This window comes from Seohaeicola sp. 4SK31 (assembly GCF_028802875.1).
Taxonomy (GTDB): Bacteria; Pseudomonadota; Alphaproteobacteria; order Rhodobacterales; family Rhodobacteraceae; genus Seohaeicola.
In genome coordinates this window covers 1-22,021 of the sequence record NZ_JARAMP010000013.1, presented here as the reverse complement: position 1 = coordinate 22,021, position 22,021 = coordinate 1, and the positions used below count along the sequence as shown (strand labels likewise).

Sequence of the window (22,021 nt, the reverse complement as noted above, 5' to 3'; positions counted from 1 at the left end):
CCGTGGGTATCCCAGCCCGCCCTCTGCCTCAAGCCACGTCGGACAGGACCCGCGCCAGATCGAACAGACGACGGCGCTGGTTCTCGGGGATCGCGTAATAGGTGCGCACCAGATCCATGGCCTCACGATCACCCATAAGGTCGGATGCGCCCGTCCGAAGGGGGGCCCCGACCGCGCTTGCCGGGCGGGATGATTCATCCGTAACCACGGTCATCGTGGCCACGGCTGCGGGAAGCCCCTCGAAGAAGAAGCTGACAGGCACTCCAAGGCTGTCGGCAATATCCCACAGACGCGACGCGCTGACGCGGTTGGCCCCGGTTTCATATTTCTGGATCTGCTGGAACTTGATGCCGACCTGTTCGGCAAGCTGCTGCTGGGTCATCCCAAGCAGCCAGCGGCGATGACGGATGCGTTTTCCGACATGCACATCAACGTGATGCGTCATACTTGGTCCTCTCACTCACACAAAAGGTCTGCCTGTGTCCCGCCTTGACCTGACACGTCATCAGGGCGCAAACCTGCAAACCGCACTCTTCACAAGTCCTTGATACACGAAAAAAACAGTCTGCAATACCAAATTCACGGCCAAGGCCCCTTGTCCTTTGCAGCAACACCCCGGATCGGCCTTGTCGCCCTTTGCGACAGGTCGATTCGCTGCCATAACCGGGCCAACCCAAGACCGGAGTCACGATGCGCGCCTATCACAAACCCGCCCCAGATGCCCCAGCCGCCCTGATGCAGATCGCGCCCCCGGAACCGGGACCGGGGCAGATCCGCCTGAAGATCGCGGCCTGTGGATTGAACTTCGCGGACCTGCTGATGCTGAAAGGCCAGTATCAGGACACGCCACCCGCCCCCTTCACCCTTGGAATGGAGGTGGCAGGCGTGGTCGATGCGCTGGGGCACGGGGTTTCAAGCCCGGCGATCGGCACCCGTGTCGCCGTCTTCGGCGGACAGGGCGGATTGGCAGAGCATGGCTGTTTCGACGCGCACCGCGCCGTCCCTCTGCCGGACGCCATGAGCATGACCGATGCCGCCGCCTTCCTGATCGCCTATGGCACCTCTCATCTGGCGCTGGACCATCGGGCGCGCCTGCAACCCGGCGAGACCCTTCTGGTGCTGGGGGCCGCAGGCGGCGTGGGCCTGACAGCGGTCGAGGTGGGCAAACTGATGGGGGCCACTGTCATTGCCTGCGCCCGTGGGGCCGACAAGCTGGAGGCCGCGCGCCATGCCGGGGCCGATCACCTGATCGACGCGGCCACGGATGATATCCGCACCATCGTGAAATCACTGGGTGGCGCCGATGTGGTCTACGACCCGGTGGGCGGTGACCAGTGGCAGGCCGCCTTCCGCGCCTGCAAACCCGAAGCACGCCTCTTGCCCATCGGCTTTGCCAGCGGTGACGTGCCGCAAATCCCCGCCAACCATCTGCTGGTCAAGAACCTCAGCGTGCTGGGGGTCTACTGGGGCGGCTACATGACCTTCAATCCGCGCGCCGTGACCGACAGCCTCGCCGTGCTGATGGAATGGTATGCCCAAGGCCGGCTTAAACCCCATGTCAGCCACATCCTGCCGCTGGATCGGGTGGAAGATGGGCTGGAACTGCTGCGCAGCCGCGCCTCGACCGGCAAGGTCGTCATCACCATATGAGGCTGTCGAAGGTCCGCGCCCTTCATCGTTCCCCAAATACTCACACCCGGCACCAGCCGGGAGCATCGGTCAAAGAGACTGATACGCCTGCCGCAACAATGCGCCCAATTGGCTCAGAACCTCGCCCCGCGCGCGGTCCAGACCATACATGTTGATCTTCTGCATGGTCAGCTCTGGCAACGCACCGCCATGGTCGATCTGCTCCAGATGGCGCGGCTCCATGCCTTCCAGCATGGTGTTGATGCCAAGATCGGCGCTGACAGTCGCTTCGATGGTGCGGTCGGATTCCGTCTCGACCGCCAATTCCCATTCGATCCCCGCCGCCTCCAGCGCGGCGATGGCCCCGGCGCGAAAGATGCAGTGACGCCCGAAAACCAGCCGCAGGGGGCGCTGCCGCCACGCCGTGCCGCCCGGTGCGCCCACCCATTTCAGAGGCAATTCGGTCAAGGTCTCGCCACCCGCATCAACCGAGATCTCGGTGGTCAGGATGATGTCACATTCCCCGCGCTTGTGCTTGGCCTTCAGATCGCGCGTGGGCGTGGTGATCAATTGCACTTTCATGCGCGGAAACATGGTGTTGAACCGTTGCAGCACATGCGGAACGGCGGGCAGGACGATGTCATGGGGCACACCCAGAACGATTTCGCCCTCATAGGTCTGGTCGGTCAGACGGGCCATCACCTCATCGTTCATGTCCACCATGCGCCGGGCATAGCCCAACATCTGCTGCCCTGCGGCTGTCAGGGTCACGCTGCGGTTCGATCGGTCCAGCAGGCTCAGCCCCAACACATCCTCCAACCGCTTGAGCTGCATGGAGACGGCGGATTGGGTCAGGTGCAGATGCCCCGCCGCGCGCGTCACGCCGCCAAGGTCCGCCACCGCCACGAACGAGCGCAGCGTGGTGATATCGAGGTTCCGCATTCATCATTCTCCGTGATGACAACTGTCATGAACATTCATTTTTCTTATGCCCGCCGCCGCATTATAAATCAGCGGCAATGATCCTGGCGGCCGCGCGGATCACAAACACGAAAGAATCTCCCATGTCCACCCGGTCCATCTCGCGCGTCGCCCGTCCGGCGCTGTCACTCACCTCACTGCTGCAACACCTGTCCGCCATGCGCGCGGCCCGTCGTCAGCGCCGCGATCTGGCGAGGCTGGATGCGGCAGCCTTGCAGGACATCGGCGTCACCCCGGAACAGGCCGCAGCCGAGGCGCGGCGCCCCGCTTGGGATGTCACACCAAGCTGGCGCAACTGATCCATCTGACCCGCGCTTCAGCCGCAGGGAAAACCGGCGTCGAAAAAATATGTTTCCATGTCGGAAAACCTTGAAATGCGGGGCAAGCTTCCCGATATTCACTGCAATACGTCCATAAGGGCGTGCGTGTCATTTTTTCGGAGGCTTCAATGGCTGAGTACAACACTTTCCGGACGGCAGCGGCAGGCGTTCGCACCGCCCAGATTGACGAGGGTCTTCGTGCCCATATGAACAAGGTCTACGGGACCATGTCCGTAGGCATGCTGATCACCTTCGCCGTGGCCTGGGCCGTGGGCACCAGCCCCGCGCTGCTGTCGGTGTTCCGTGATCCGGTCACCCTCAGCCCGAATATCCTGGGCTGGATCATCATGTTTGCTCCGCTGGCCATGGTTTTCGGCTTCTCTGCCATGATCAACCGTTTCTCGGCCGCAGCGGCCCAGACCTTCTTCTATGCCTTCGCGGCGGTGATGGGTCTGTCGCTGGCGTGGATTTTCGTGGCCTTCACCGGCTTCTCGATCGCGCAGGTCTTTCTCGTGACCTCGATCGCCTTCGCGGGCCTGTCGCTCTATGGCTACACCACCAAGAAGGACATCTCGGGCTGGGGTGCGTTCCTGATCATGGGCGTGATCGGTCTGATCGTCGCCTCGATCATCAACATCTTCCTGGGCTCGCCCGCCATCATGTTTGCGATTTCCGTGCTGGGTGTTCTGATCTTCGCCGGTCTGACGGCCTATGACACCCAGAACATCAAGAACACCTATGTGGCCCACGCGGCCCATGGCGACAGCGAATGGCTGGCCAAGGCGGGAATCATGGGTGCGCTCAGCCTGTATCTGAACTTCATCAACATGTTCATGATGCTGCTGCAACTCTTCGGCAACCGCGAATAAGCCAACTTACCTCCGACATAAGGACAGGGCCGGTCGCAAGACCGGCCCTTTTCCTTTGTGCTGCGACCGACATCAGCGGTCCTAGACATGCACCCCGAACAACCGCCCCACGGCGGATGTAACCACCATGGCCAGACTCCCCCAGAACACCACCCGCAGGATCGAAGGCCGCATCGGCGCACCGCCCAGCCGCGCCCCCGTGCCACCCAGCACAATCAGCGCCAGCAGCGCGACGACGGCCACCACCTGCACCGTCCATCCACCCGGCGCCAGCACCGCCCCCAGCAACGGCATGCCCGCCCCGATCGCAAAACTGAAGGACGAGGCAAAGGCCGCCTGAAACGCATTGGCATCCCCTGCCATCCCGTGCATCCCCAACTCCTCGCGCGCATGCGCGTCCAGCGCATCGTGATCGGTCATCTGCTGCGCCACCTTCAGCGCCAGCCCGGCCTGCACGCCGCGCGCCTCCAGCCCCTCGGCCAGCTCGGACAGCTCGTAATCGGGATCATCCTCCAGCGCGGCACGTTCCCGCGCGAGATCCGCTGTCTCGATATCCTGCTGCGTCGAGACCGAGACATATTCCCCCGCAGCCATGGACAGCGCCCCCGCCGTCAGCCCCGCCAGACCGGCCAGCAGGATGCCGCTGCGGTCCATGCCCGCGGCCGCCACCCCCACCAGGAGGCTGGCGGTCGAGACGATCCCGTCATTGGCCCCCAGCACCGAGGCGCGCAGCCAGTTGCTTCGATTGATGAAATGGCCTTCTTTGGGCATCGGTCTTGGTCCTGAAACTCATTCGCAACGGGGTAGAAATGAAAAAGGCCACGCGCGCGGCGTGGCCCTGTTTATCACGGAGGAAAGATCGCTTACTTGATCTTGCCTTCCTTGTACTCGACATGCTTGCGCACGACGGGGTCGTATTTCTTGATCACCATCTTCTCGGTCATGGTGCGGGCGTTCTTCTTGGTCACGTAAAAATGGCCCGTGCCCGCGGTCGAGTTCAGACGGATCTTGATGGTCGTCGGCTTCGCCATTGCTATTCTCCTACGCCGGACGACGCTGCCGCCCGTGAAATTCCTTGAACCCCGGCTTTTACCCGCGCCGTCCGCAGAGTCAACAGACAAAGCCGACAGGGCGCGCGGTTTTTAGCGCGGCGCGCAGCTGTCACCGGATCGTGGCCCTAAAGCCCCGGGCGGCCCATCGTCTGATGCAACGAATCGCGCTCGGCATCGCTCAGTCCAAGCGATTGGGCCAGATGGCGAAGATAGGTCCGCTCGGCCTCGGTATCGACCTGAACCGCCATCAGGGCCGCCGAATAGACCTGATTGCGCATCTGCGCCCCGGTATCGCGCGCAAGCGCCGCCACATCGACTGGGGCCGCCAGTTCCGCCTCGACAAAGGCGATCTCCTCGTCCGAGGCGTCGCCCAGATGATCAAGGATCGCCGCGCGTTCATCCGCGCTGATTTCGCCATCGGCCTTGGCCGACTGGATCATGGCACGGATCATCAGCTTGGCATTCTCTTCCGAGATCTGGCCCAGCGCCGTGCCCTGAGTCATCGCGGACATCATGCCGCCCAGTCCCGCCGCCCCTGCGCTGGCCATGCCGGTCATCGCCCCCATCAGGCTTCCCATGTTCTTTTCAGTGGTTTCGGTCAGCCCGGCTGCGCTTTTGCCGAAACGGTCGAACATGCCGCGCAACTGATCCTGCTGCACCGGCAGACCCATCTTCTGCGCCATGGCACCGATATCGTCGGCCATGCCGCCGGGTTGACCCGCGTTGCGCAGCGCCTCCTTGACACCCGCCGTGCCGCCCATCTCCTTGACCTTCTGCATCCCCTTGGCGGCGGCAAAGCCGACCGCCAGCGTGGCCAATGTCTTTACGAAACTCATGGTAAAATCCCTCCGATGCTGAACTACCCGCAGCATATCGCAGAGTTTGCGACAGTCGCGCAAAAACTTGCGCCCGCCCGCCCGGATCACGGTGCGGATTTGAGTATTTCAGGCAAGATGAAGCGCGCGGAGGGCCTGTAAGCCGGATTCTGTCCAAGGGGTTGCCCCCTCTGGATGATCATTCATCTTGAGACCGCGTTACCGCGACCCCTCTAGCTGCCAACCCGGACCTCTGGGTCAAAGCCTGCCCTGCGGTGATATCGGCGAACCGATCAACCCGCGCGAGGTCCCTATTCGGCATTGCTCCTGGTGGGGCTTGCCGTGCCGGTCCTGTTGCCAGTCCCGCGGTGGGCTCTTACCCCACCGTTTCACCCTGACCATGCCGAGGCATGGCGGTCTGTTCTCTGTGGCGCTTTCCCTTGGGTTACCCCAGCCGGGCGTTACCCGGCACCATTGCCTTGTGGAGTCCGGACTTTCCTCGGATCGATAGACCCCGACCCGCGATCATCCAGCCCTCCGCGCAAGGCCCACTTAAGCAGTGCCGGACGCGCGGTCAACGGGGAAGCGATGGGCAAGATCCGCCGCAATCGCGCGGTCCGTGGCATCCAGCGGCCCTGATGCCTGCGGCCGGAACCGCAGGCGCAGCGCCGTCAGCACGGCGAAGGCGGGATCGGGGCACTCCGCGGGGGCATGAAAACCCGCCCGCGCCGCATCCGCCAGAAAGTCACCCGGAGGTGGGGCGGCGTCAGGATCAGGCCATATGGACAGCCCCCGCCGCGCCAGCCTGCGCCAGTCGAACCTCGGCCCCGGATCGGATTTGCGCAACGGCGCCATGTCGGAATGGCCGATAATGCGCTCTGGCCGGATCGACCAGCGTGCCGTGATCCCCGTCAAAAGTTCCTCAAGCGCATCCATCTGCGCGGCGGCAAAGGGGTGATCGCCGCGATTGGCCAGTTCAATCCCGATCGAGCGGGAATTGACATCGGTCACATCCCCCCAACGCCCCGCGCCCGCATGCCAGGCGCGCTGTTCTTCGTCCACCAGTCGCCAGATAGCGCCTGTCTCGCAGATCAGGTAATGCGCCGACACCTCGGCCGCAGGGTCGCAGAGGCGATCAAGCGCCGCCCCGGCGCTCTCCATCGCGGTGTAGTGAATGACCACCATATCAGGCCGCGCGCCGCCGCGGCGCGGCCCATGATTGGGGGACGGACGGGACAGGATCGTCACGACCCCGCCCAAGCCTCAGTTCTGCACGGCAGAGCGGAAGGGACGCGGGTCCCAGTCACAGGCGAAACCATCCCCGTCCGGATCAAGCCCACGACGGTCGCGCTGCGGCCCGCCACGCGCCAGAAAGTCGATCTGGGCCTGATCCGCCGAGGGGTACTCGGCACAGTTGCGTTCGTAGTTCTGGAAATTGAGAGAGCTGCGCCGATACAGGGAGACGCCTTTGGGATTGGTCGTGCGGATCGCATATTCCACGATGTTCGGCCCGCCATCGCCGCTGCGGCGCGGCAGTTCCGTAGGCTGGACGACGACATATTGCGCCCGGTTGCGGGCAATCGCTGCGGCATCGCTTTCGATGCTGCGCAGTTCCGAGACTTCTTCGAAATCGTTTTCCTGACTGATCCCGGCCGCATTGACCGCAACGGGCGCGGGGTTGGAGGGGCTGGCCTCCAGAGGCGCGCGGCCCGAGTTCAGCGCCGCCGCCGTATCGGCGGCCAGTTGCGCATCGGGATCAAGCGGGGCAGTGCTGCCCAGCGGCGCGCTGGACACCGTGGCGGGCGCCGGCAACGATTGCCCCTGCAACTGCTGGGATTGCCGCGCCTGATAGTCGGAATAAGACTCGAATCCCACCCCCGCGCCGCTATCCGGCACCTGTGGCGCACATGCCGCCACCACGCCAAGCGCAATCATTGAAAGGACCGTCGTCGCACGTGTCTGCTTTGTCATCTCTGCCTCATACCCATCCTACCCGGACCGGCTGTCCCATGGGTGCAAGCCGGTCGATTACCACCATTTGCCAGGCTTGGCCACAAAACCCGCCGCCTGCTCAAGCGCATAGGCGGTGTTCAGCAGATCGCCCTCTTCCCACGGCCGCCCGATCAGTTGCAGACCCAGCGGCAGCCCCTGCGCGTCCGTTCCGGCAGGCACGGCGATGCCCGGCAGCCCCGCAAGGTTCACCGTAACGGTGAACACATCGTTCAGATACATCTGCACCGGATCGGCATCCTGCATTTCGCCCAGACCGAAGGCGGCCGATGGTGTGGCGGGCGTCAGGATCGCGTCGATCCCGGCGGCGAACACCTCGTCGAAATCACGCTTGATCAAGGCCCGCACGCGGCGCGCACGGTTGTAATAGGCATCATAGAACCCGGCCGAGAGCACATAGGTTCCCACCATCACGCGACGCTGCACCTCATGGCCGAACCCTTCGGCGCGGGTCTTTTCATACATTTCCGTGATGCCATCGCCCTGCGCGATCTTGGCGCGGTGGCCATAGCGCACCCCGTCATACCGCGCGAGGTTCGACGACGCCTCGGCAGGGGCGATCACGTAATAGGCGGGCAGCGCGTATTTCGTGTGCGGCAGGCTGATCTCGCGGATCTCGGCCCCTGCAGCCTTGAGCATGGCGGTGCCATCCGCCCACAGCTTTTCGATCTCGGCGGGCATCCCGTCCATCCGATATTCCTTGGGAATACCGATGACCTTGCCACGAATGTCGCCGGTCAGCATCGCCTCGAAATCCGGCACGGCCAGATCGGCGCTGGTGCTGTCCTTGGGGTCATGCCCGCACATCGCGCCCAGCATGATCGCCGCATCGCGCACCGTCTTGGTCATCGGCCCCGCCTGATCGAGCGAGGAGGCAAACGCCACGATCCCCCAGCGCGAGCAACGCCCGTAGGTCGGCTTGATGCCCACGATGCCGGTAAAGGCCGCAGGCTGACGGATCGACCCGCCCGTATCCGTGCCGGTCGCGGCCAGACACAGATCCGCCGCCACAGCCGCCGCCGACCCGCCCGACGATCCGCCCGGCGTCAGCGCCGTGTCGTCATTGCCACGCCGCCAGGGATTGACGACATTGCCATAGCAGGATGTCTCGTTCGACGAACCCATGGCGAATTCGTCCATGTTCAGCTTGCCCAGCATGACCGCGCCGGCATCGAACAACTGACTGGTCACGGTGGATTCGTATTCCGGCAGAAACCCTTCCAGAATCCGGCTGGCCGCCTGACTTGGCACGCCCTTGGTGCAGAACAGATCCTTCACCCCGATGGGCAGCCCGCACATCGCAGGCGCATCGCCCTCCGCCAGCCGCGCATCCGCCGCGCGGGCCTGATCACGGGCAATCTCGGGCGTATGATGGACAAAAGCGTTCAGCGCCCCTGCCCCCTCGATCGCCGTCAGGCACGCCTCGGTCAATTCAAGGCTCGTCACCTCACGGGCGCGCAGCTTGTCGCGCGCCTCGGCCAGCGTCAGTTTGGTCAGTTCGCTCATTATTCCACCACCTTCGGCACCGCGAAAAAGCCCTCGCGCGCATCGGGCGCGTTCTTCAGGATCTGCGCCTGCTGATCCCCATCCGTCACCACATCCGCGCGCCATTTCAGGCGCATGGGCGTGACCGATGTCATCGGCTCGATCCCCTCCACATCCACCTCGTTCAATTGCTCGATGAACCCGAGGATCGTATTGAACTCGGCGGCCAGCGCCGGCAGCGCCTCTGGCTCGACCTTGATACGGGCCAGCTTGGCCACGCGGGCGGCGGTTTCGGGTGCGATCGACATGACGGGTCTCCGGTCTGCGGTCAGGTTGCAGATGCGTTTAGCGCCCACCGCCCCTGCCCGCAAGCATCTGCGGCAGCAAATCCGGTCACATCAAGGACAGCGCCCGCCCTTTCATCGTTCTTCAAATACGCAAGCGACGCACGCCGCCCGCACCCCGGCTCTGGTCAAACCGGACCGCCATGCTAGGCTCTGCCCCGCAAACACCCAAGGAGGAACGACATGAAGATCATCTGGCTGGGCCACGGCTCTTTCCGGTTCGAGATCGCAGGCAAGGTCCTGCTGCTGGACCCCTGGCTGACAGGCAACCCGATGCTGGACGCGGATCAGCACGCCGCCGCCACCCAGGGCGCGACCCACATCCTGCTGACCCATGGCCATTTTGACCATGTCGCCGATGTTCTGGATCTTGCGCGCAAGCATGGCGTCCCCGTGGTCGGTCAATACGACCTGATGAGCCACTGGGCCGAGCATGAGAAGATCGAGACCGTGGGTTTCAACAAGGGTGGCACCGTCGATTTGGACGGGGTCAAGGTCACGATGGTCAACGCCCTGCATTCCTCGACCTTCGCCAGCCCTGACGGGCCACGCATCGCAGGCACCGAATGCGGCTTCATCATCGAGGCTGAGGGCCATTCGATCTATGTTTCGGGCGATACGGACGTGATGTCCGACATGAAGATCTTCCACGATCTGCACAAACCCGACATCGGCATCCTCTCCGCAGGCGGCCATTTCACAATGGACATGCGCCGTGCCGCCTATGCCGCAAAGACCTTCTTCGATTTCAAGACCGTGATCCCCTGCCACTACCGCACCTTCCCGCTTCTGGAGCAATCGGCGCAGGTGCTGATCGACGCCCTGCCCGACGTGGATGTGATCGAACCTCAGGTGATGCAGGCGATCGAAATCTGATCAGCCCATGAAAAAACCCGGCGGAGCGAGCCGCCGGGTCCTGTCACGCCATTCTGCAACCCTCAGGGGCGCAGATAGGCATATCCATCCTTCTGCAACTCCATCAGCCGCACCGCACCCGATGGCACGACACTCGCCTCGCTGATCAGCGGCACGTCCTTCTGCGATTTCTGCTTCATCGCCTCGACCGTGTTCAGGCAGGCGGAAAAGCTGATATTGTCCATCTCCAGCGCCATCGTGGCGATACGGTCCTTCACCGGCGATGTATCAGCGCGCAGCATGTGAAGACCGGGACCGTAGGTGACGATCTCGATCACCACCTCCTCGCCCAGATCGCCATAATGTTTGGCGATATTGGCCGCATTGTTCAGCGCCATGTTCATGGTGCTGACGTTTTCTTCATCCACATGGATCGCCACCTTGTGCTGCGCCTCGGCCAGCGCCAGTTGCGCACCAAGCACAAGGGCCGCCAGCGTTGCCATGAGGCGGGTCACGGCACGGATCGGGGTCATCATCATCTGTCATCCTCCCTGAGACATTTGCAGGGGCAGACTTGCAAAGCCACCTCCGTAAGGCAAGACATATTCCGCGAACGGAATTAATCAGCCATATCCATCAGCGCCGGTCGGCAAAGAACGCCCGCAACAGCAACGCCGCCTCATCCCCGCCGATCCCGTCATAGACCTCTGGGACATGATGGCATTGCGGATGGGTGAATATCCGCGGCCCTTGCGCCACGCCTCCGCTTTTCGGGTCCGCCGCCCCATAGTAAAGCCGGGCGACACGCGCCGCCGAGATCGCCTGCGCACACATCGGGCAAGGCTCCAGCGTGACATAGAGATCGCATCCCGTCAGCCGCTCTGACCCCAGCACACGACAGCCCTCGCGGATCACCAGCATCTCGGCATGTGCGGTGGGATCGTTCAACGCGCGCGTGCGGTTGCCCGCCTGCGCCAGAACCCGGCCCTGCGGGTCCACCAGCACCGCGCCCACAGGCACCTCGCCACGCTGCGCGGCGGCACGCGCCTCCTCCAGCGCAAGCGACATATGGCTTTTGAACTCCATGCTCTTCCCTGCCGCGCGATCTGCGCTTTCGCAAGTCCTGATTCTGGGCTAACCCCGTGGCATGAGCCAGAAGCCAACCCCTCCCGCCGGCGAACGCATCGCCAAGGTCATCGCCCGCGCCGGTATCGCCAGCCGCCGCGAGGCTGAAAAGCTGATCGAAACCGGTCGCGTCACAGTCAACGGAGAGGTCATCACCCGCGCCGCCCTGAACGTGACCCCCGCCGACAAGATCGTGGTCAACGGCAAACCACTGGACGCGCCCGAACCCGCGCGTCTGTGGCTCTATCACAAGCCCACTGGTCTGGTGACGACGACGCGCGACGAGCAAGGCCGCGCCACGATCTATGACGACCTGCCCGAAGACATGCCGCGCGTGATGTCGGTCGGCCGGCTTGACCTGAATTCCGAAGGTCTGCTGCTGCTGACAAACGACGGCGCTGTGAAACGGCAGTTGGAACTGCCCTCAACCGGCTGGCTGCGCAAATACCGTGTGCGCGTGAATGGCCGCGTGACCGAGCCGCAACTGGAACCGCTGCGCAAAGGCATCACCGCCGATGGCGAGGACTTTCAGCCGATGATCGTGACGCTGGACCGCCAGATCGGGGCCAATGCCTGGCTGACCGTGGGTCTGCGCGAGGGCAAGAACCGCGAGATCCGCCGCGCGATGGAAGCCGTGGGACTTGTGGTGAACCGCCTGATCCGTGTGTCCTATGGCCCGTTCCAACTGGGCCAGTTGAAACCGGGTGCCGTAGAAGAAATCAGACGGCGCGTGTTGCGCGACCAACTGGGCCTTGACACGAAAGATGATGTCGAAACACCAGATGGCACAACAAAACCCCGAAAACCTGTCGTGCGACGCAACAAACCACGTGATACACCCAGCGAGGCCGATGTCTTTGGTGAACGCCCCACACGCCCCGGCACCAGACCCGCACGCCCCGGCAAGCCCGGTCCAGGCAGACCCGGACACCCAAAACCCGACACGACCGGCAAACCGGAACGGTCCCGCAAACCGGACCGCAACGGCAAAGCCGAACCACCCCGCAGCCCGCGTGGTGAAAAGCCCGCGTCCGAAGGTCCGGCCCGTCCAGCCAGGGTGATCCGCCCCACCAAGCCGCGTCCCAAACCGACACGCGGCTGAAACCGGGGCCATGCCGCGCCGTGCCCCTGCGGCAAGCGCAATCGGACGGGAGAATCGACACTTCCCCCTAGTATCCAAAGGGATCATCCCCTAACTTTCGAAGTGAATGTCGGGATGGAAGGGGCAACATGTCCGAGACGGGATTGCAGAAACTCTCTTTCACCTTGCTGATCGTCCTCATCCTCTACGTTTCGATCGCAGGGGGCGTGTGATGGCCCAGCGGTTCGGTGGACCTCACAGTCCGGACGGAAAGGGTCAGCCCCTGCCCCCCGCGCGCAAGGGCGCGTTTCAGGGGGCAAGACGGACACGGGCGGGCGGACGCGTCAACCTTCTGTTTCTGGCGCCGCTGCCGCTGGCTTGGGCGGCCTTCACCACAGGCCCCACCGGGCTCGTGCTGAATCTCGGCGCACTCGGCACCCTGCTTCTGGCCGCATGGCTGACCCGCGAGGGGCTGATCGCCCAGGAAGCCTACGAGGCGCGCAAGGTGGCCCGCCGCCCCGCCTTTCCGCGCAAGATCGCGGGCAGTCTGCTGACAGGGATCGGCCTTGGCATCGCAGGCTTTGCCGCTGCGGGCGAATTCATGGCCCCCGCCGCCTATGCCGTCGTCGGCACCGTGCTGCATTTCCTGGCCTTCGGGCCTGACCCCCTGCGCGACAAGGGCGCGGAAGGCATCGACACATTCCAGACCGACCGCGTCGCCCGCGCCGTGGACGAGGCCGAGAAACATCTGGCTGCCATGACCGACGCCATGCTGCGCGCAGGGGACCGTCAGTTGATGGCCCGGCTCGAACGCTTCCAGACCGTCGCCCGCGACCTGTTCCGCACGGTCGAGAACGATCCGCGTGACCTGACAGCCGCACGCAAGTATCTCAGCGTCTATCTGCTGGGCGCACGCGACGCGACCGTCAAGTTCACCGAGATCTGGTCCCGCAACCGCGACCCGCAAGCCCGCGCCGATTACGAGGCGCTGCTGACCGATCTTGAGCAGAATTTCGCCGCCCGCACGCAAAAATTGTTGCTTGATGACCGCAGCGACCTGACCGTCGAAATCGAAGTATTGCGCGAACGGCTGGACCGTGAGGGTGTGCATCCACAAGAATAGACCCGGCCGCGTATCTGGTCGGGCACCGTATTTGTATCAGTCGCCCCCTCGCCGGAAGGGGACACTCCATGAAAGGGAACCGCCATGTCTGACACCACCCGCCGCAAGGCCCAGGAGACCCTCGCCATGGTCGAGGAAGTGACAGCCACCGTCCTGCCCGAACCGGGGCCTGCCACGGCCATCGTGGCGCTGGAACAGGCCGATCCCGGTCTGAGCGCCGAGATCACGCGGCGCATGGCCGAACTGGACATGAGCAATACGCAATCCATCGTCTCTTTCGGATCGCGCGCGCAGGCGGAATTGCAGACCATCAGTCAGGCCATGCTGACGGATGTGCGCAACAAGGATGTGGGACCGGCAGGTGACAGCCTGCGGAACATCGTCTCGACCATCCGGGGCTTCTCGGTGTCCGAACTGGACGTGCGCCGCGAGCGGAGCTGGTGGGAAAAACTGTTGGGCCGCGCCGCGCCCTTCGCCCAGTTCACCGCGCGCTTCGAAAAGGTGCAGGCCCAGATCGACAAGGTGACCGAGGATCTTTTGGGTCACGAGCACAAGCTGCTGAAAGACATCAAGTCGCTGGACATCCTCTACGACAAGACGCTGAATTTCTACGACGAACTGGCGCTCTACATCGCCGCCGGTGAAGCCAAGATCAAGGAACTGGACACCACCACCATCCCCGCCAAGGAGGCCGAGGTTCAGGCCGCGCCCGAGAATGATCAGGTAATGACAGCGCAAGAGCTGCGCGACATCCGCGCCGCGCGCGACGATCTGGAACGCCGCGTGCATGACCTGAAACTGACCCGTCAGGTGACGATGCAATCCCTGCCCTCCATTCGTCTGGTTCAGGAAAACGACAAGAGCCTTGTCACCAAGATCAACTCGACCCTCGTGAACACTGTGCCGCTGTGGGAAACCCAACTGGCGCAGGCCGTCACCATCCAGCGCAGCGCCGAAGCCGCCCGCGCCGTGCGCGACGCCAATGACCTGACCAACGAATTGCTGACCGCCAATGCCAAGAACCTGCGCGACAGCAACAAGGTCATCCGCGAGGAAATGGAACGCGGCGTCTTTGACATCGAAGCCGTGAAACAGGCCAATGCCGACCTGATCGCGACCATCAACGAAAGCCTTCAGATCGCGGACGAGGGCAAGGCCCGCCGCGCCGCCGCCGAGGTTGAGCTGAAGAAGATGGAAGCGGAGCTGCGTGACACCCTGGCCTCGGCCAAGGCGCGCAAGACCGGCTTGGGCGATACGGCGGGCACCGCCGTTCCACGGGGCTAAGACGGAATGCGCCAGAACGCAGGCAGGAAATGGGGCTTGCTGGCTGGCGCATTGCTGCTGGCGGCCTGTGACGCGACCGTCCCCTCGGGGGGCGGCGCTCTGACAGGCGTGCCCCGCCCACCGCAGCCGCCAGCACAGGCCCCCAGCACGGAACCTTCCGAGGCCAGCCGCGCTCTGGCGGTCTACTACCAGCGGCTTGAAACGGACCTGCGGTCGCAGGGCCTGTTGCGCACAGACGCGGGTGGGCGCGACACACCCTTCGGCGCGCGCGATCTGGCCCGCAACTTCGAACTCATCGCCTTCTTCGACGAATACGAGCGGGGCGCGGGCCTGCGCGCCTCATCCGGCCGGCCGGTGCCCTTGCGCCGCTGGAGCGATCCTGTCCGCGTCAGCGTGGAATTCGGCCCTTCCGTCCCCTCGGACAGACGCCAGACCGATACACGCAGCGTGCGCGACTACGCCGCACGCCTTGCGCGGGCCAGCAGGCATCCGATCACGATGGATGACGCCCGTCCGAACATGCACATTCTGTTCTATGGTCAGGACGACACAGACCTTCTGGCGCAACGCGCCCGCCAATTGGTGCCCGGCATCAGCAACGGGGCGCTGTCGGTCTTTCGCAATCTGCCCCGACAGATCCATTGCTTCGTAATGGCCTTTTCTGTCGGCGGCCTCGACTCGCATGCCTACCGTCAGGCCATTGTCGTGATCCGGGACGAGCATCCCGACCTCTTGCGCGACTCCTGTATCCACGAGGAAATGGCTCAGGGGCTTGGGCTTGCCAATGACACACCACGCGCGCGCCCGTCGATCTTCAACGACGATGACGAATTCGCGCTGCTGACCCGCCATGACGAGCTTTTGCTGCAAATGCTCTATGACCCGCGCCTGTCTCCCGGCATGACGCTGGACAGGGCCCGACCGATCATTGCCAAAATGGCAGAAGAATTGTTGGGCGGATCGATATGATCCGGACCCAGTGAACCGAAGGAGTGCCCCATGCCCATTTTCGATTTTCTCCGCGGACAGTTCATTGACGTCATCCACTGGACGGATGACAGCCGGGATACGATGGTCTGGCGCTTCGAGCGCGAAGGCCACGAGATCAAATACGGCGCCAAACTGACAGTGCGCGAAGGACAAGCCGCCGTCTTCATCCACGAAGGTCAGCTGGCCGATACCTTCACCCCCGGCCTCTACATGCTGGAAACCAACAACATGCCGATCCTGACCAGTCTGAACCACTGGGATCACGGCTTCAAATCTCCGTTCAAGTCGGAAATCTATTTCGTCAACACCACCCGCTTCAACGATCTGAAATGGGGCACCAAGAACCCGATCATCGCGCGGGACCCGGAATTCGGCCCCGTGCGTCTGCGCGCCTTCGGCACCTATTCCGTGCGCGTCACCGACCCGGCCCGCTTCATGTCCGAAATCGTCGGCACCGATGGCGAATTCACCGCGGACGAGATCACCTTCCAGATCCGCAACGTGATCGTGCAGGAAGTCAGCCGCGTGCTCGCCTCCTCGGGCATCCCGGTGCTCGATATGGCCGCCAATACCGCAGAACTCGGCAAGCTGGTAGCCAGCCAGATTTCGGCCACCGTCGCCTCTTACGGTCTGACCATCCCCGAACTCTATATCGAGAATATCTCCCTGCCCCCCGCGGTCGAGGCGGCGCTGGACAAGCGCACCTCGATGGGCATCGCCGGCGATCTGGGCCGTTTCACCCAGTATTCCGCAGCCGAGGCGATGACAGCCGCCGCAGCCAATCCGTCAGGCGGAGGCGGCATGGGCGCGGGGCTTGGCATGGGGATGGGCATGGCGATGGCCAACCAGATGACCCAGCAGGGCCCATGGGGGGCCGCCCCCGCGACCGCCGCGCCACCGCCGCCACCGATCGAGCATGTCTGGCATATCGCGGAAAACGGCGCGACCAAGGGTCCCTTCTCCAAAGCCTCGATGGGCCGCATGGCCACCGACGGCACCCTGACCCGCGACAGCCTTGTCTGGACCCCCGGTCAGGACGGGTGGATGCGGGCCGAGGATGTGGCAGAACTCGCGCAGCTTTTCACCATCATGCCGCCGCCCCCACCGCCACCACCCGCCGCGTGATGCCCCACCCGCCCTGCCGCCGCACCCCCGCCCTCGGGCGGGGCGATGAAAGACCCGTTGCCGCATGACCCAGACCGCCGACACAGGACCCGTTCAGGAGCACCGCTTCCCCTGCGAGGCCTGTGGCGCAGACTACCGCTTTGCGCCGGGCGAAGGCGCGCTGGTCTGCGACCATTGTGGACATCGCCAGCAGATCGCGGCACCCGGTCCATGGTCCGGCGCGCTGAAGGAGCTGGATTTCAACGCGGCCCTGTCGCAAAGCCTGCCCGCCTCCGAGATCGAGGAGACACGCATCTCGAGCTGCACCAATTGCGGCGCGCAGGTCGAATTCGATCCCGCCGTGCATGCGTTGGAATGCCCCTTCTGCGCCACGCCTCTGGTCGCCGATACCGGCACGCACCGCCATATCAAGCCCCGCGCGGTCTTGCCCTTCGCTCTGGATGAACGCGCCGCGCGGGCGGCGATGACCGATTGGCTGGGCAAGCTGTGGTTCGCACCGAACGGGCTTCAGGACTATGCCCGCAAGGGTCGCGCCATGTCCGGCATCTATGTGCCTTACTGGACCTTCGACGCCGATACCCAAAGCCGCTACTCCGGCCAGCGCGGCACCGTCTACTATGAAACCATCACCGTGATGCGTGACGGCAAGGCCGTGCGCCAGCAGGTGCCCCGTATCCGCTGGACGCCGGTTTCGGGCCGCGTGAAGCGCTGGTTCGACGACGTTCTGGTGCTGGCCGCAAGCTCGCTCCCGCGCCGCTATACCGAAGGGCTGGAACCTTGGGACCTCTCCGCCCTGCAACCCTACCGCCCCGAATTTCTGGCCGGTTTCCGCGCCGAAGGCTATACGGTCGATCTGGAAACCGGCTTCGGTCTGGCGCGCGAAAAGATGGACCGCGTGATCGAACGCGATGTGCGCTTCGATATCGGCGGCGACCAGCAGCGCATCAGCAATATCGACACAGCGATCAGCGACGTGACCTTCAAGCATATCCTGCTGCCGGTCTGGCTGGCAGCCTACAAATACCGTGGCCAGACCTATCGTTTCGTGGTCAATGGCGCGACCGGGCGGGTGCAGGGTGAACGGCCCTGGTCGGCCTGGAAGATCACCTTTGCCGTGATCCTTGGCGCTTTGGTCGCCGGGGCTATCGGCTACGGGATCGCCCTCAACGAAGGACTGATGTGATGACCGATGCCGCCGCAACCCTCGATGCGCTTCTGAAGGCCCGCCACAGCTGCCGCGCCTTCCGCCCCGATCCGCTGCCCGATGACGTGATCGCGGATATCGTCACCAGCGCCGGCCGGGTGCCCTCATGGTGCAACGCGCAGCCTTGGCAGGTGATCGTCACCCGCGCGGCGGAAACCGACCGCTTTCGCGATGCCCTCTACGCTGCGGCGACCAGCCAGCCCCCGAAACCCGATCTGGAATGGCCGCGCCAATACACAGGCGTCTACCGCGACCGCCGCCGCACCTGCGGCTTCCAGCTCTATGACAGCCTCGGCATCCCCAAGGAGGACCGCGCCGGAACGCAGGCCCAGATGCTGGAAAACTACCGCCTCTTCGGCGCGCCCCATGTGGCGATCGTGACGACCGAGGCGGATCTTGGCCCCTATGGCGCAATGGACAGCGGCGGTTTCGTCGCCCTCTTCACCCTCGCCGCACAGGCGCGCGGCGTGGCCTCGATCCCCCAGGCCGCCGTGGCGGCCCAGGCCCCCTTCCTGCGCGACTGGTTCGGCATCCCCGAACACCGTCAGATCCTCTGCGCCATCTCCTTCGGGCTCGAGGATACTGACCACCCCGCCAACGCCTTCCGCACCGAACGCGCACCGCTGTCCGAAGTTCTCGACATGCGCGGCTGACCCTCGCCCGCCGCCTTCTTCTTGCTGCAAATATCCGCGGGGGGAGTCCCGCAGGGGCGGGGGGCCGCCAGCCCCCCATCTTTTTCAGCCTCAGCTTTTCTTGATCTGCACCTTGGTGCTTTTCGCCTCCTGTGGGGCTTTCTTGGGAATGCTGATGGTCAGCACACCATCCTTCAGATCGGCTTCGACCTTGTCAGCATGGGCATCGGCAGGCACGCGGAACGTGCGGCTGAACGCCCCATACTGCCGCTCGCTGAAGAACCAGGTGTCGCCCTTGTCCTCGCGGCTGGATGATTTCTCGCCCTTGACGGTGATCATCCCCTCCTGCACCGATATGTCGATGTCCTTTTCCTCAACACCCGGCAACTCCACCGTGATCCGATAAGCCTCGCCGTCGGTCGAGGCGTCAGAGGCCGGGGCCAGCCAGTCGGCCATGCGTGTCCCGATGCTGCGAAACGGTTCGGTCAGCGACGGCCAAAGCCCGGCGGGATTGGTTTTCTCGACCATGGAAACATCCTCCTCAAGTTGATCTGCAATGCCGTCAATCTACCAAAGCCTGCACAGCTTCGCCTTGATCCGCGTCAAATCCCGGCTTACTCAGACAGGCTGAATCGAAAGGAACCACCCCATGCGCGCCCTCATCCAGCGGGTCACCCGCGCGGCCGTCAGCACAGGCGGGCACCAGATCGGCCAATGCGGACCGGGCCTGATGATCCTGATCTGCGCCATGCAGGGCGATACCGAAGATCAGTCCGGCCAGATGGCCGCCAAGATCGCCAAGCTGCGGATATTCAAGGATGACGAAGGGCGGATGAACCGCTCGATTCTCGACACGGGCGGGTCCGCGCTGGTCGTCAGCCAGTTCACGCTGGCCGCCGACACGTCACGCGGCAACCGGCCCGGCTTCTCGGCCGCAGCCGCGCCCGAGGATGGGCGGCGCCTCTACACCCATTTCGCAGCCAGCCTGACCGCGCTGGGAATCCCGACCGAGACCGGAGAATTCGGCGCTGACATGGCCGTGGAACTGGTCAATGACGGTCCGGTGACCATCTGGCTGGATCTGTGACCGGCGCGCGCCCGCTCAGGACTTCTTGACGAAGGCGGTCAGGATAACGATCCGCTGCCCGTCCACCCGGCCTTCGATCTGTCCGGCATTGTCAGCCACAAGCGAGATGCCCCGCACCGCCGTGCCCCGCTTGGCCGTGAAACCCGCGCCTTTGACTGGCAGGTCCTTGATCAGATAGACGGTGTCGCCCTGCGCCAGTATGGTCCCGTTGCTGTCGCGGTGAATGATGTCCGAGGGTTGTTCACCCCCGCCCATCCCGGCCTCGGCCCAGACCTGCACATCCGGCTCCAGATAGACGATATCCAGCAAATCGCGCGCCCAGACGGCGTCGATCCGGTGCAGCAGACGCCAGGCCAGCACCTGCACGGCGGCATCACCGCTCCAAACCGCATCGCCCAGACAGCGCCAGTGCGGGCCATCGACCGGCCCCTCGGTCACGCCTGCATGGCACGGCGCGCACAGGGCGACCTCGACCTCGGACGGGGCCACCACATGGGTGGTGATGGACGGTGTGCCACACAGGGCGCAGGGAGTGCTCATGGATCGGGCCTTTCATCGCTCAGCCCGCTTATGCGCCCCGCCACCCCCAAGGCCAAGGGCCAATCGCCCCGTGGCGCATCACGCCCTACGGCTCGCGGAATGCCTCGCGCGATTTGTAGAGCGGCTTAAGCAGATATTGCAGCACGGTCTTGGACCCCGTGTGCAACTCGACCGACGCCTGCATGCCGGGCCTGACCTGGACCGAAGCCTGCCGCCCCGACAGGTTGTCCTTGTCCAGCCGCAGCGTGACCCGGTAATGGGCTGCCGCCTCGGGGTCGCGGGCGCGGTCGTCTTTGAACGTATCCGCCGAAATCACATCCACCGTGCCCTTGAGCGTGCCGTAGATCGTGTAATCATAGGCGGTCAGCTTGATCGTCGCAGGCTGTCCCGGACGGATATTGGCGATGTTCTCGGGGCGCACGCGGGCTTCGACAAACAGCTCCTCGTCCAGAGGAATGATCTGGAGGATCTCCTCGCCCGGCCTGACCACACCGCCGATAGTCGTCACGGACACGGCCTTGACGATACCGCGCATCGGACTGACCAGTTCCGTGCGCGTCAACTGATCCTGACTGGCCTTGAGGTTCTGGCGCAATGTCGCCAGTTCGCGCAGCGTCGTGGCATAGGCATCCGCCCGTTCCAGCGCGGCCCCGGTGACGATCTCGTCATGGCGGACACGGGCATCGGCATGGTCCTTGCGGGCGCGCGTCACCTCGATCAGGGCGACGATCCGACGCTCCAGCATCTTCTCCATCATCTGCATTTCCTGCCGCGCCTGCTCCAGAACACGTCTGGCCCCGTCGATGCGGCTTTGCAGATCGGCCTGCCGCGCCTGTAACAGCAACCGCTCGGACTCCAGCATCGCCGGATCACGCAGCGCCAGATCGGCGGGCACGTCGAAATCGGTCTTTCCCGCCAGTTCCGCCTCAAGCCGCAGGCGGCGAACCTCCAACGCGGCGATCTGATCTACCAGATCATCAACCGAAGCGCGGAACTGCGTGCCCTGCAACCGCGCCAGCACATCGCCGCGCTGCACCACATCGCCCTCGCGCACCGCCAGTTCGGCAAGAATACCGCCCTCGAGGTTCTGGATGATCTGTGGCCGCGAGGCGGAAATCATCTCGCCCTCGGCGCGCACGATCTCATCCACCCAGGCAAGACTGGACCAGATCAGAAACAGCAGCAGCGTTCCGGCACAAAGCCAGATCGTCAGACTGGGACCGCGCAACCGCGCGTTCAACTGGGCCGCCAGCGTCATCGACGGTAGCGCCATGCTCACAGCCCCCCGCCAGCCGGGGTCGCCAGATGCGCCAGCACCTGATCACGCGGACCATCCACGGCCAGACGACATGGTGTGATTGCGGCGGTCGCTCTCCAGTGGCGAACGAGGTCCGGTATGTTGGCCTCATGTATATAAGGCGTGAGGAGAACGACCTATGGAACATTATGCTGGTTTGGATGTGTCACTGA

26 protein-coding genes and 1 other RNA gene are annotated in these 22,021 nt (G+C 64.1%); 12 read left to right on the top strand and 15 right to left on the bottom strand.

What is annotated here, in order from left to right; all coding sequences use genetic code 11:
* Positions 1–28: 28 nt before the first annotated feature.
* The gene (locus PVW27_RS12105) at positions 29–445 is read right to left on the bottom strand and encodes a helix-turn-helix domain-containing protein (RefSeq protein WP_274558050.1); all 417 of its coding nucleotides are present in this window, start codon (positions 443–445) and stop codon (positions 29–31) included.
* 245 nt (positions 446–690) lie between these two features.
* On the opposite strand from PVW27_RS12105, the gene PVW27_RS12100 reads away from it, so the two are divergent.
* Positions 691–1,650, top strand: a complete 960-nt coding sequence (locus tag PVW27_RS12100; RefSeq protein ID WP_274558049.1) for an NADPH:quinone oxidoreductase family protein — start codon at positions 691–693, stop codon at positions 1,648–1,650.
* 69 nt (positions 1,651–1,719) lie between these two features.
* On the opposite strand, the gene PVW27_RS12095 is transcribed toward PVW27_RS12100, so the two are convergent.
* Positions 1,720–2,571 (bottom strand): LysR family transcriptional regulator, encoded by an 852-nt coding sequence (locus tag PVW27_RS12095; protein WP_274558048.1) that lies wholly within the window; start codon positions 2,569–2,571, stop codon positions 1,720–1,722.
* A gap of 122 nt (positions 2,572–2,693) precedes the next feature.
* On the opposite strand from PVW27_RS12095, the gene PVW27_RS12090 reads away from it, so the two are divergent.
* The gene (locus tag PVW27_RS12090) at positions 2,694–2,909 is read left to right on the top strand and encodes a DUF1127 domain-containing protein (protein WP_274558047.1); all 216 of its coding nucleotides are present in this window, start codon (positions 2,694–2,696) and stop codon (positions 2,907–2,909) included.
* A 149-nt stretch (positions 2,910–3,058) separates the two neighbouring features.
* A complete protein-coding gene (locus tag PVW27_RS12085; RefSeq protein ID WP_274558046.1) occupies positions 3,059–3,799 on the top strand; it encodes a Bax inhibitor-1/YccA family protein in 741 nt (246 codons plus the stop codon).
* A gap of 81 nt (positions 3,800–3,880) precedes the next feature.
* On the opposite strand, the gene PVW27_RS12080 is transcribed toward PVW27_RS12085, so the two are convergent.
* The 8 genes from PVW27_RS12080 to gatC all read right to left on the bottom strand — a co-directional run bounded on the left by PVW27_RS12080 (position 3,881) and on the right by gatC (position 9,469).
* Positions 3,881–4,570, bottom strand: a complete 690-nt coding sequence (locus PVW27_RS12080) for a VIT1/CCC1 transporter family protein (RefSeq protein WP_274558045.1) — start codon at positions 4,568–4,570, stop codon at positions 3,881–3,883.
* A gap of 92 nt (positions 4,571–4,662) precedes the next feature.
* A complete protein-coding gene (rpmG, locus tag PVW27_RS12075) occupies positions 4,663–4,830 on the bottom strand; it encodes a 50S ribosomal protein L33 (protein WP_008233681.1) in 168 nt (55 codons plus the stop codon).
* Between the two features lie 146 nt (positions 4,831–4,976).
* Entirely contained in the window at positions 4,977–5,687 is a 711-nt protein-coding gene (locus tag PVW27_RS12070) for a DUF533 domain-containing protein (protein ID WP_274558038.1), read from the bottom strand.
* 122 nt (positions 5,688–5,809) lie between these two features.
* Positions 5,810–6,207: RNase P RNA component class A (gene rnpB, locus PVW27_RS12065), an RNA gene on the bottom strand.
* Between the two features lie 11 nt (positions 6,208–6,218).
* On the bottom strand, positions 6,219–6,851 hold the full coding sequence (locus tag PVW27_RS12060) for an N-acetylmuramoyl-L-alanine amidase (protein ID WP_274558254.1): 633 nt from the start codon (positions 6,849–6,851) through the stop codon (positions 6,219–6,221).
* A gap of 78 nt (positions 6,852–6,929) precedes the next feature.
* Entirely contained in the window at positions 6,930–7,637 is a 708-nt protein-coding gene (locus tag PVW27_RS12055) for a hypothetical protein (RefSeq protein WP_274558036.1), read from the bottom strand.
* A gap of 57 nt (positions 7,638–7,694) precedes the next feature.
* Positions 7,695–9,182, bottom strand: coding sequence for an Asp-tRNA(Asn)/Glu-tRNA(Gln) amidotransferase subunit GatA (gene gatA, locus PVW27_RS12050; protein WP_274558034.1), 1,488 nt, complete (start codon positions 9,180–9,182; stop codon positions 7,695–7,697).
* Positions 9,182–9,469 (bottom strand): Asp-tRNA(Asn)/Glu-tRNA(Gln) amidotransferase subunit GatC, encoded by a 288-nt coding sequence (gene gatC, locus PVW27_RS12045; RefSeq protein WP_274558032.1) that lies wholly within the window; start codon positions 9,467–9,469, stop codon positions 9,182–9,184. Before gatC ends, gatA begins: the two co-directional genes overlap by 1 nt.
* Before the next feature lie 219 nt (positions 9,470–9,688).
* Between gatC and PVW27_RS12040 the strand changes: the two genes are divergently transcribed.
* Complete coding sequence (locus PVW27_RS12040; RefSeq protein WP_274558030.1) at positions 9,689–10,381, top strand: metal-dependent hydrolase; 693 nt, start codon at positions 9,689–9,691, stop codon at positions 10,379–10,381.
* Positions 10,382–10,443: 62 nt separating this feature from the next.
* On the opposite strand, the gene PVW27_RS12035 is transcribed toward PVW27_RS12040, so the two are convergent.
* Complete coding sequence (locus tag PVW27_RS12035; protein ID WP_274558028.1) at positions 10,444–10,899, bottom strand: DsrE family protein; 456 nt, start codon at positions 10,897–10,899, stop codon at positions 10,444–10,446.
* A gap of 97 nt (positions 10,900–10,996) precedes the next feature.
* Positions 10,997–11,446: a nucleoside deaminase gene (locus tag PVW27_RS12030; RefSeq protein ID WP_274558026.1), complete on the bottom strand. Its 450-nt coding sequence runs from the start codon at positions 11,444–11,446 to the stop codon at positions 10,997–10,999.
* 61 nt (positions 11,447–11,507) lie between these two features.
* Here PVW27_RS12030 and PVW27_RS12025 point away from each other — a divergent pair, with 61 nt between their 5' ends.
* From PVW27_RS12025 to PVW27_RS11995, 7 genes are all read left to right on the top strand, one after another.
* Entirely contained in the window at positions 11,508–12,587 is a 1,080-nt protein-coding gene (locus tag PVW27_RS12025) for a pseudouridine synthase (RefSeq protein WP_274558025.1), read from the top strand.
* A gap of 211 nt (positions 12,588–12,798) precedes the next feature.
* Positions 12,799–13,689: a 5-bromo-4-chloroindolyl phosphate hydrolysis family protein gene (locus PVW27_RS12020; protein ID WP_274558023.1), complete on the top strand. Its 891-nt coding sequence runs from the start codon at positions 12,799–12,801 to the stop codon at positions 13,687–13,689.
* An 84-nt stretch (positions 13,690–13,773) separates the two neighbouring features.
* Entirely contained in the window at positions 13,774–14,973 is a 1,200-nt protein-coding gene (locus PVW27_RS12015) for a toxic anion resistance protein (protein ID WP_274558021.1), read from the top strand.
* A 6-nt stretch (positions 14,974–14,979) separates the two neighbouring features.
* Complete coding sequence (locus PVW27_RS12010) at positions 14,980–15,942, top strand: DUF2927 domain-containing protein (protein ID WP_274558019.1); 963 nt, start codon at positions 14,980–14,982, stop codon at positions 15,940–15,942.
* A gap of 30 nt (positions 15,943–15,972) precedes the next feature.
* Positions 15,973–17,088: an SPFH domain-containing protein gene (locus PVW27_RS12005; RefSeq protein ID WP_274558017.1), complete on the top strand. Its 1,116-nt coding sequence runs from the start codon at positions 15,973–15,975 to the stop codon at positions 17,086–17,088.
* 64 nt (positions 17,089–17,152) lie between these two features.
* Positions 17,153–18,271, top strand: a complete 1,119-nt coding sequence (locus PVW27_RS12000) for a TFIIB-type zinc finger domain-containing protein (protein ID WP_274558015.1) — start codon at positions 17,153–17,155, stop codon at positions 18,269–18,271.
* Entirely contained in the window at positions 18,271–18,945 is a 675-nt protein-coding gene (locus PVW27_RS11995) for a nitroreductase (RefSeq protein WP_274558013.1), read from the top strand. Before PVW27_RS12000 ends, PVW27_RS11995 begins: the two co-directional genes overlap by 1 nt.
* Before the next feature lie 90 nt (positions 18,946–19,035).
* Here the strand turns inward: PVW27_RS11995 and PVW27_RS11990 are convergent, their stop codons facing one another.
* Positions 19,036–19,452, bottom strand: a complete 417-nt coding sequence (locus tag PVW27_RS11990; RefSeq protein ID WP_274558011.1) for an Hsp20/alpha crystallin family protein — start codon at positions 19,450–19,452, stop codon at positions 19,036–19,038.
* Between the two features lie 121 nt (positions 19,453–19,573).
* Between PVW27_RS11990 and dtd the strand changes: the two genes are divergently transcribed.
* Positions 19,574–20,011 (top strand): D-aminoacyl-tRNA deacylase, encoded by a 438-nt coding sequence (dtd, locus tag PVW27_RS11985; RefSeq protein ID WP_274558010.1) that lies wholly within the window; start codon positions 19,574–19,576, stop codon positions 20,009–20,011.
* 15 nt (positions 20,012–20,026) lie between these two features.
* Here the strand turns inward: dtd and PVW27_RS11980 are convergent, their stop codons facing one another.
* Together PVW27_RS11980 and PVW27_RS11975 are read right to left on the bottom strand one after the other, a co-directional pair.
* Entirely contained in the window at positions 20,027–20,551 is a 525-nt protein-coding gene (locus tag PVW27_RS11980) for an alkylphosphonate utilization protein (protein ID WP_274558008.1), read from the bottom strand.
* 85 nt (positions 20,552–20,636) lie between these two features.
* Positions 20,637–21,824: an HlyD family efflux transporter periplasmic adaptor subunit gene (locus PVW27_RS11975; protein ID WP_274558006.1), complete on the bottom strand. Its 1,188-nt coding sequence runs from the start codon at positions 21,822–21,824 to the stop codon at positions 20,637–20,639.
* Positions 21,825–22,021: the final 197 nt, after the last annotated feature.

Bases quoted from the DNA above. Each gene is read 5' to 3' on its own strand.
- PVW27_RS12105 (WP_274558050.1), bottom strand. From the start codon at position 445: ATGACGCATCACGTTGATGTGCATGTCGGAAAACGCATCCGTCATCGC.
- PVW27_RS12100 (WP_274558049.1), top strand. From the start codon at position 691: ATGCGCGCCTATCACAAACCCGCCCCAGATGCCCCAGCCGCCCTGATG.
- PVW27_RS12095 (WP_274558048.1), bottom strand. From the start codon at position 2,571: ATGCGGAACCTCGATATCACCACGCTGCGCTCGTTCGTGGCGGTGGCG.
- PVW27_RS12090 (WP_274558047.1), top strand. From the start codon at position 2,694: ATGTCCACCCGGTCCATCTCGCGCGTCGCCCGTCCGGCGCTGTCACTC.
- PVW27_RS12085 (WP_274558046.1), top strand. From the start codon at position 3,059: ATGGCTGAGTACAACACTTTCCGGACGGCAGCGGCAGGCGTTCGCACC.
- PVW27_RS12080 (WP_274558045.1), bottom strand. From the start codon at position 4,570: ATGCCCAAAGAAGGCCATTTCATCAATCGAAGCAACTGGCTGCGCGCC.
- rpmG (WP_008233681.1), bottom strand. From the start codon at position 4,830: ATGGCGAAGCCGACGACCATCAAGATCCGTCTGAACTCGACCGCGGGC.
- PVW27_RS12070 (WP_274558038.1), bottom strand. From the start codon at position 5,687: ATGAGTTTCGTAAAGACATTGGCCACGCTGGCGGTCGGCTTTGCCGCC.
- PVW27_RS12060 (WP_274558254.1), bottom strand. From the start codon at position 6,851: ATGGTGGTCATTCACTACACCGCGATGGAGAGCGCCGGGGCGGCGCTT.
- PVW27_RS12055 (WP_274558036.1), bottom strand. From the start codon at position 7,637: ATGACAAAGCAGACACGTGCGACGACGGTCCTTTCAATGATTGCGCTT.
- gatA (WP_274558034.1), bottom strand. From the start codon at position 9,182: ATGAGCGAACTGACCAAACTGACGCTGGCCGAGGCGCGCGACAAGCTG.
- gatC (WP_274558032.1), bottom strand. From the start codon at position 9,469: ATGTCGATCGCACCCGAAACCGCCGCCCGCGTGGCCAAGCTGGCCCGT.
- PVW27_RS12040 (WP_274558030.1), top strand. From the start codon at position 9,689: ATGAAGATCATCTGGCTGGGCCACGGCTCTTTCCGGTTCGAGATCGCA.
- PVW27_RS12035 (WP_274558028.1), bottom strand. From the start codon at position 10,899: ATGATGATGACCCCGATCCGTGCCGTGACCCGCCTCATGGCAACGCTG.
- PVW27_RS12030 (WP_274558026.1), bottom strand. From the start codon at position 11,446: ATGGAGTTCAAAAGCCATATGTCGCTTGCGCTGGAGGAGGCGCGTGCC.
- PVW27_RS12025 (WP_274558025.1), top strand. From the start codon at position 11,508: ATGAGCCAGAAGCCAACCCCTCCCGCCGGCGAACGCATCGCCAAGGTC.
- PVW27_RS12020 (WP_274558023.1), top strand. From the start codon at position 12,799: ATGGCCCAGCGGTTCGGTGGACCTCACAGTCCGGACGGAAAGGGTCAG.
- PVW27_RS12015 (WP_274558021.1), top strand. From the start codon at position 13,774: ATGTCTGACACCACCCGCCGCAAGGCCCAGGAGACCCTCGCCATGGTC.
- PVW27_RS12010 (WP_274558019.1), top strand. From the start codon at position 14,980: ATGCGCCAGAACGCAGGCAGGAAATGGGGCTTGCTGGCTGGCGCATTG.
- PVW27_RS12005 (WP_274558017.1), top strand. From the start codon at position 15,973: ATGCCCATTTTCGATTTTCTCCGCGGACAGTTCATTGACGTCATCCAC.
- PVW27_RS12000 (WP_274558015.1), top strand. From the start codon at position 17,153: ATGACCCAGACCGCCGACACAGGACCCGTTCAGGAGCACCGCTTCCCC.
- PVW27_RS11995 (WP_274558013.1), top strand. From the start codon at position 18,271: ATGACCGATGCCGCCGCAACCCTCGATGCGCTTCTGAAGGCCCGCCAC.
- PVW27_RS11990 (WP_274558011.1), bottom strand. From the start codon at position 19,452: ATGGTCGAGAAAACCAATCCCGCCGGGCTTTGGCCGTCGCTGACCGAA.
- dtd (WP_274558010.1), top strand. From the start codon at position 19,574: ATGCGCGCCCTCATCCAGCGGGTCACCCGCGCGGCCGTCAGCACAGGC.
- PVW27_RS11980 (WP_274558008.1), bottom strand. From the start codon at position 20,551: ATGAGCACTCCCTGCGCCCTGTGTGGCACACCGTCCATCACCACCCAT.
- PVW27_RS11975 (WP_274558006.1), bottom strand. From the start codon at position 21,824: ATGGCGCTACCGTCGATGACGCTGGCGGCCCAGTTGAACGCGCGGTTG.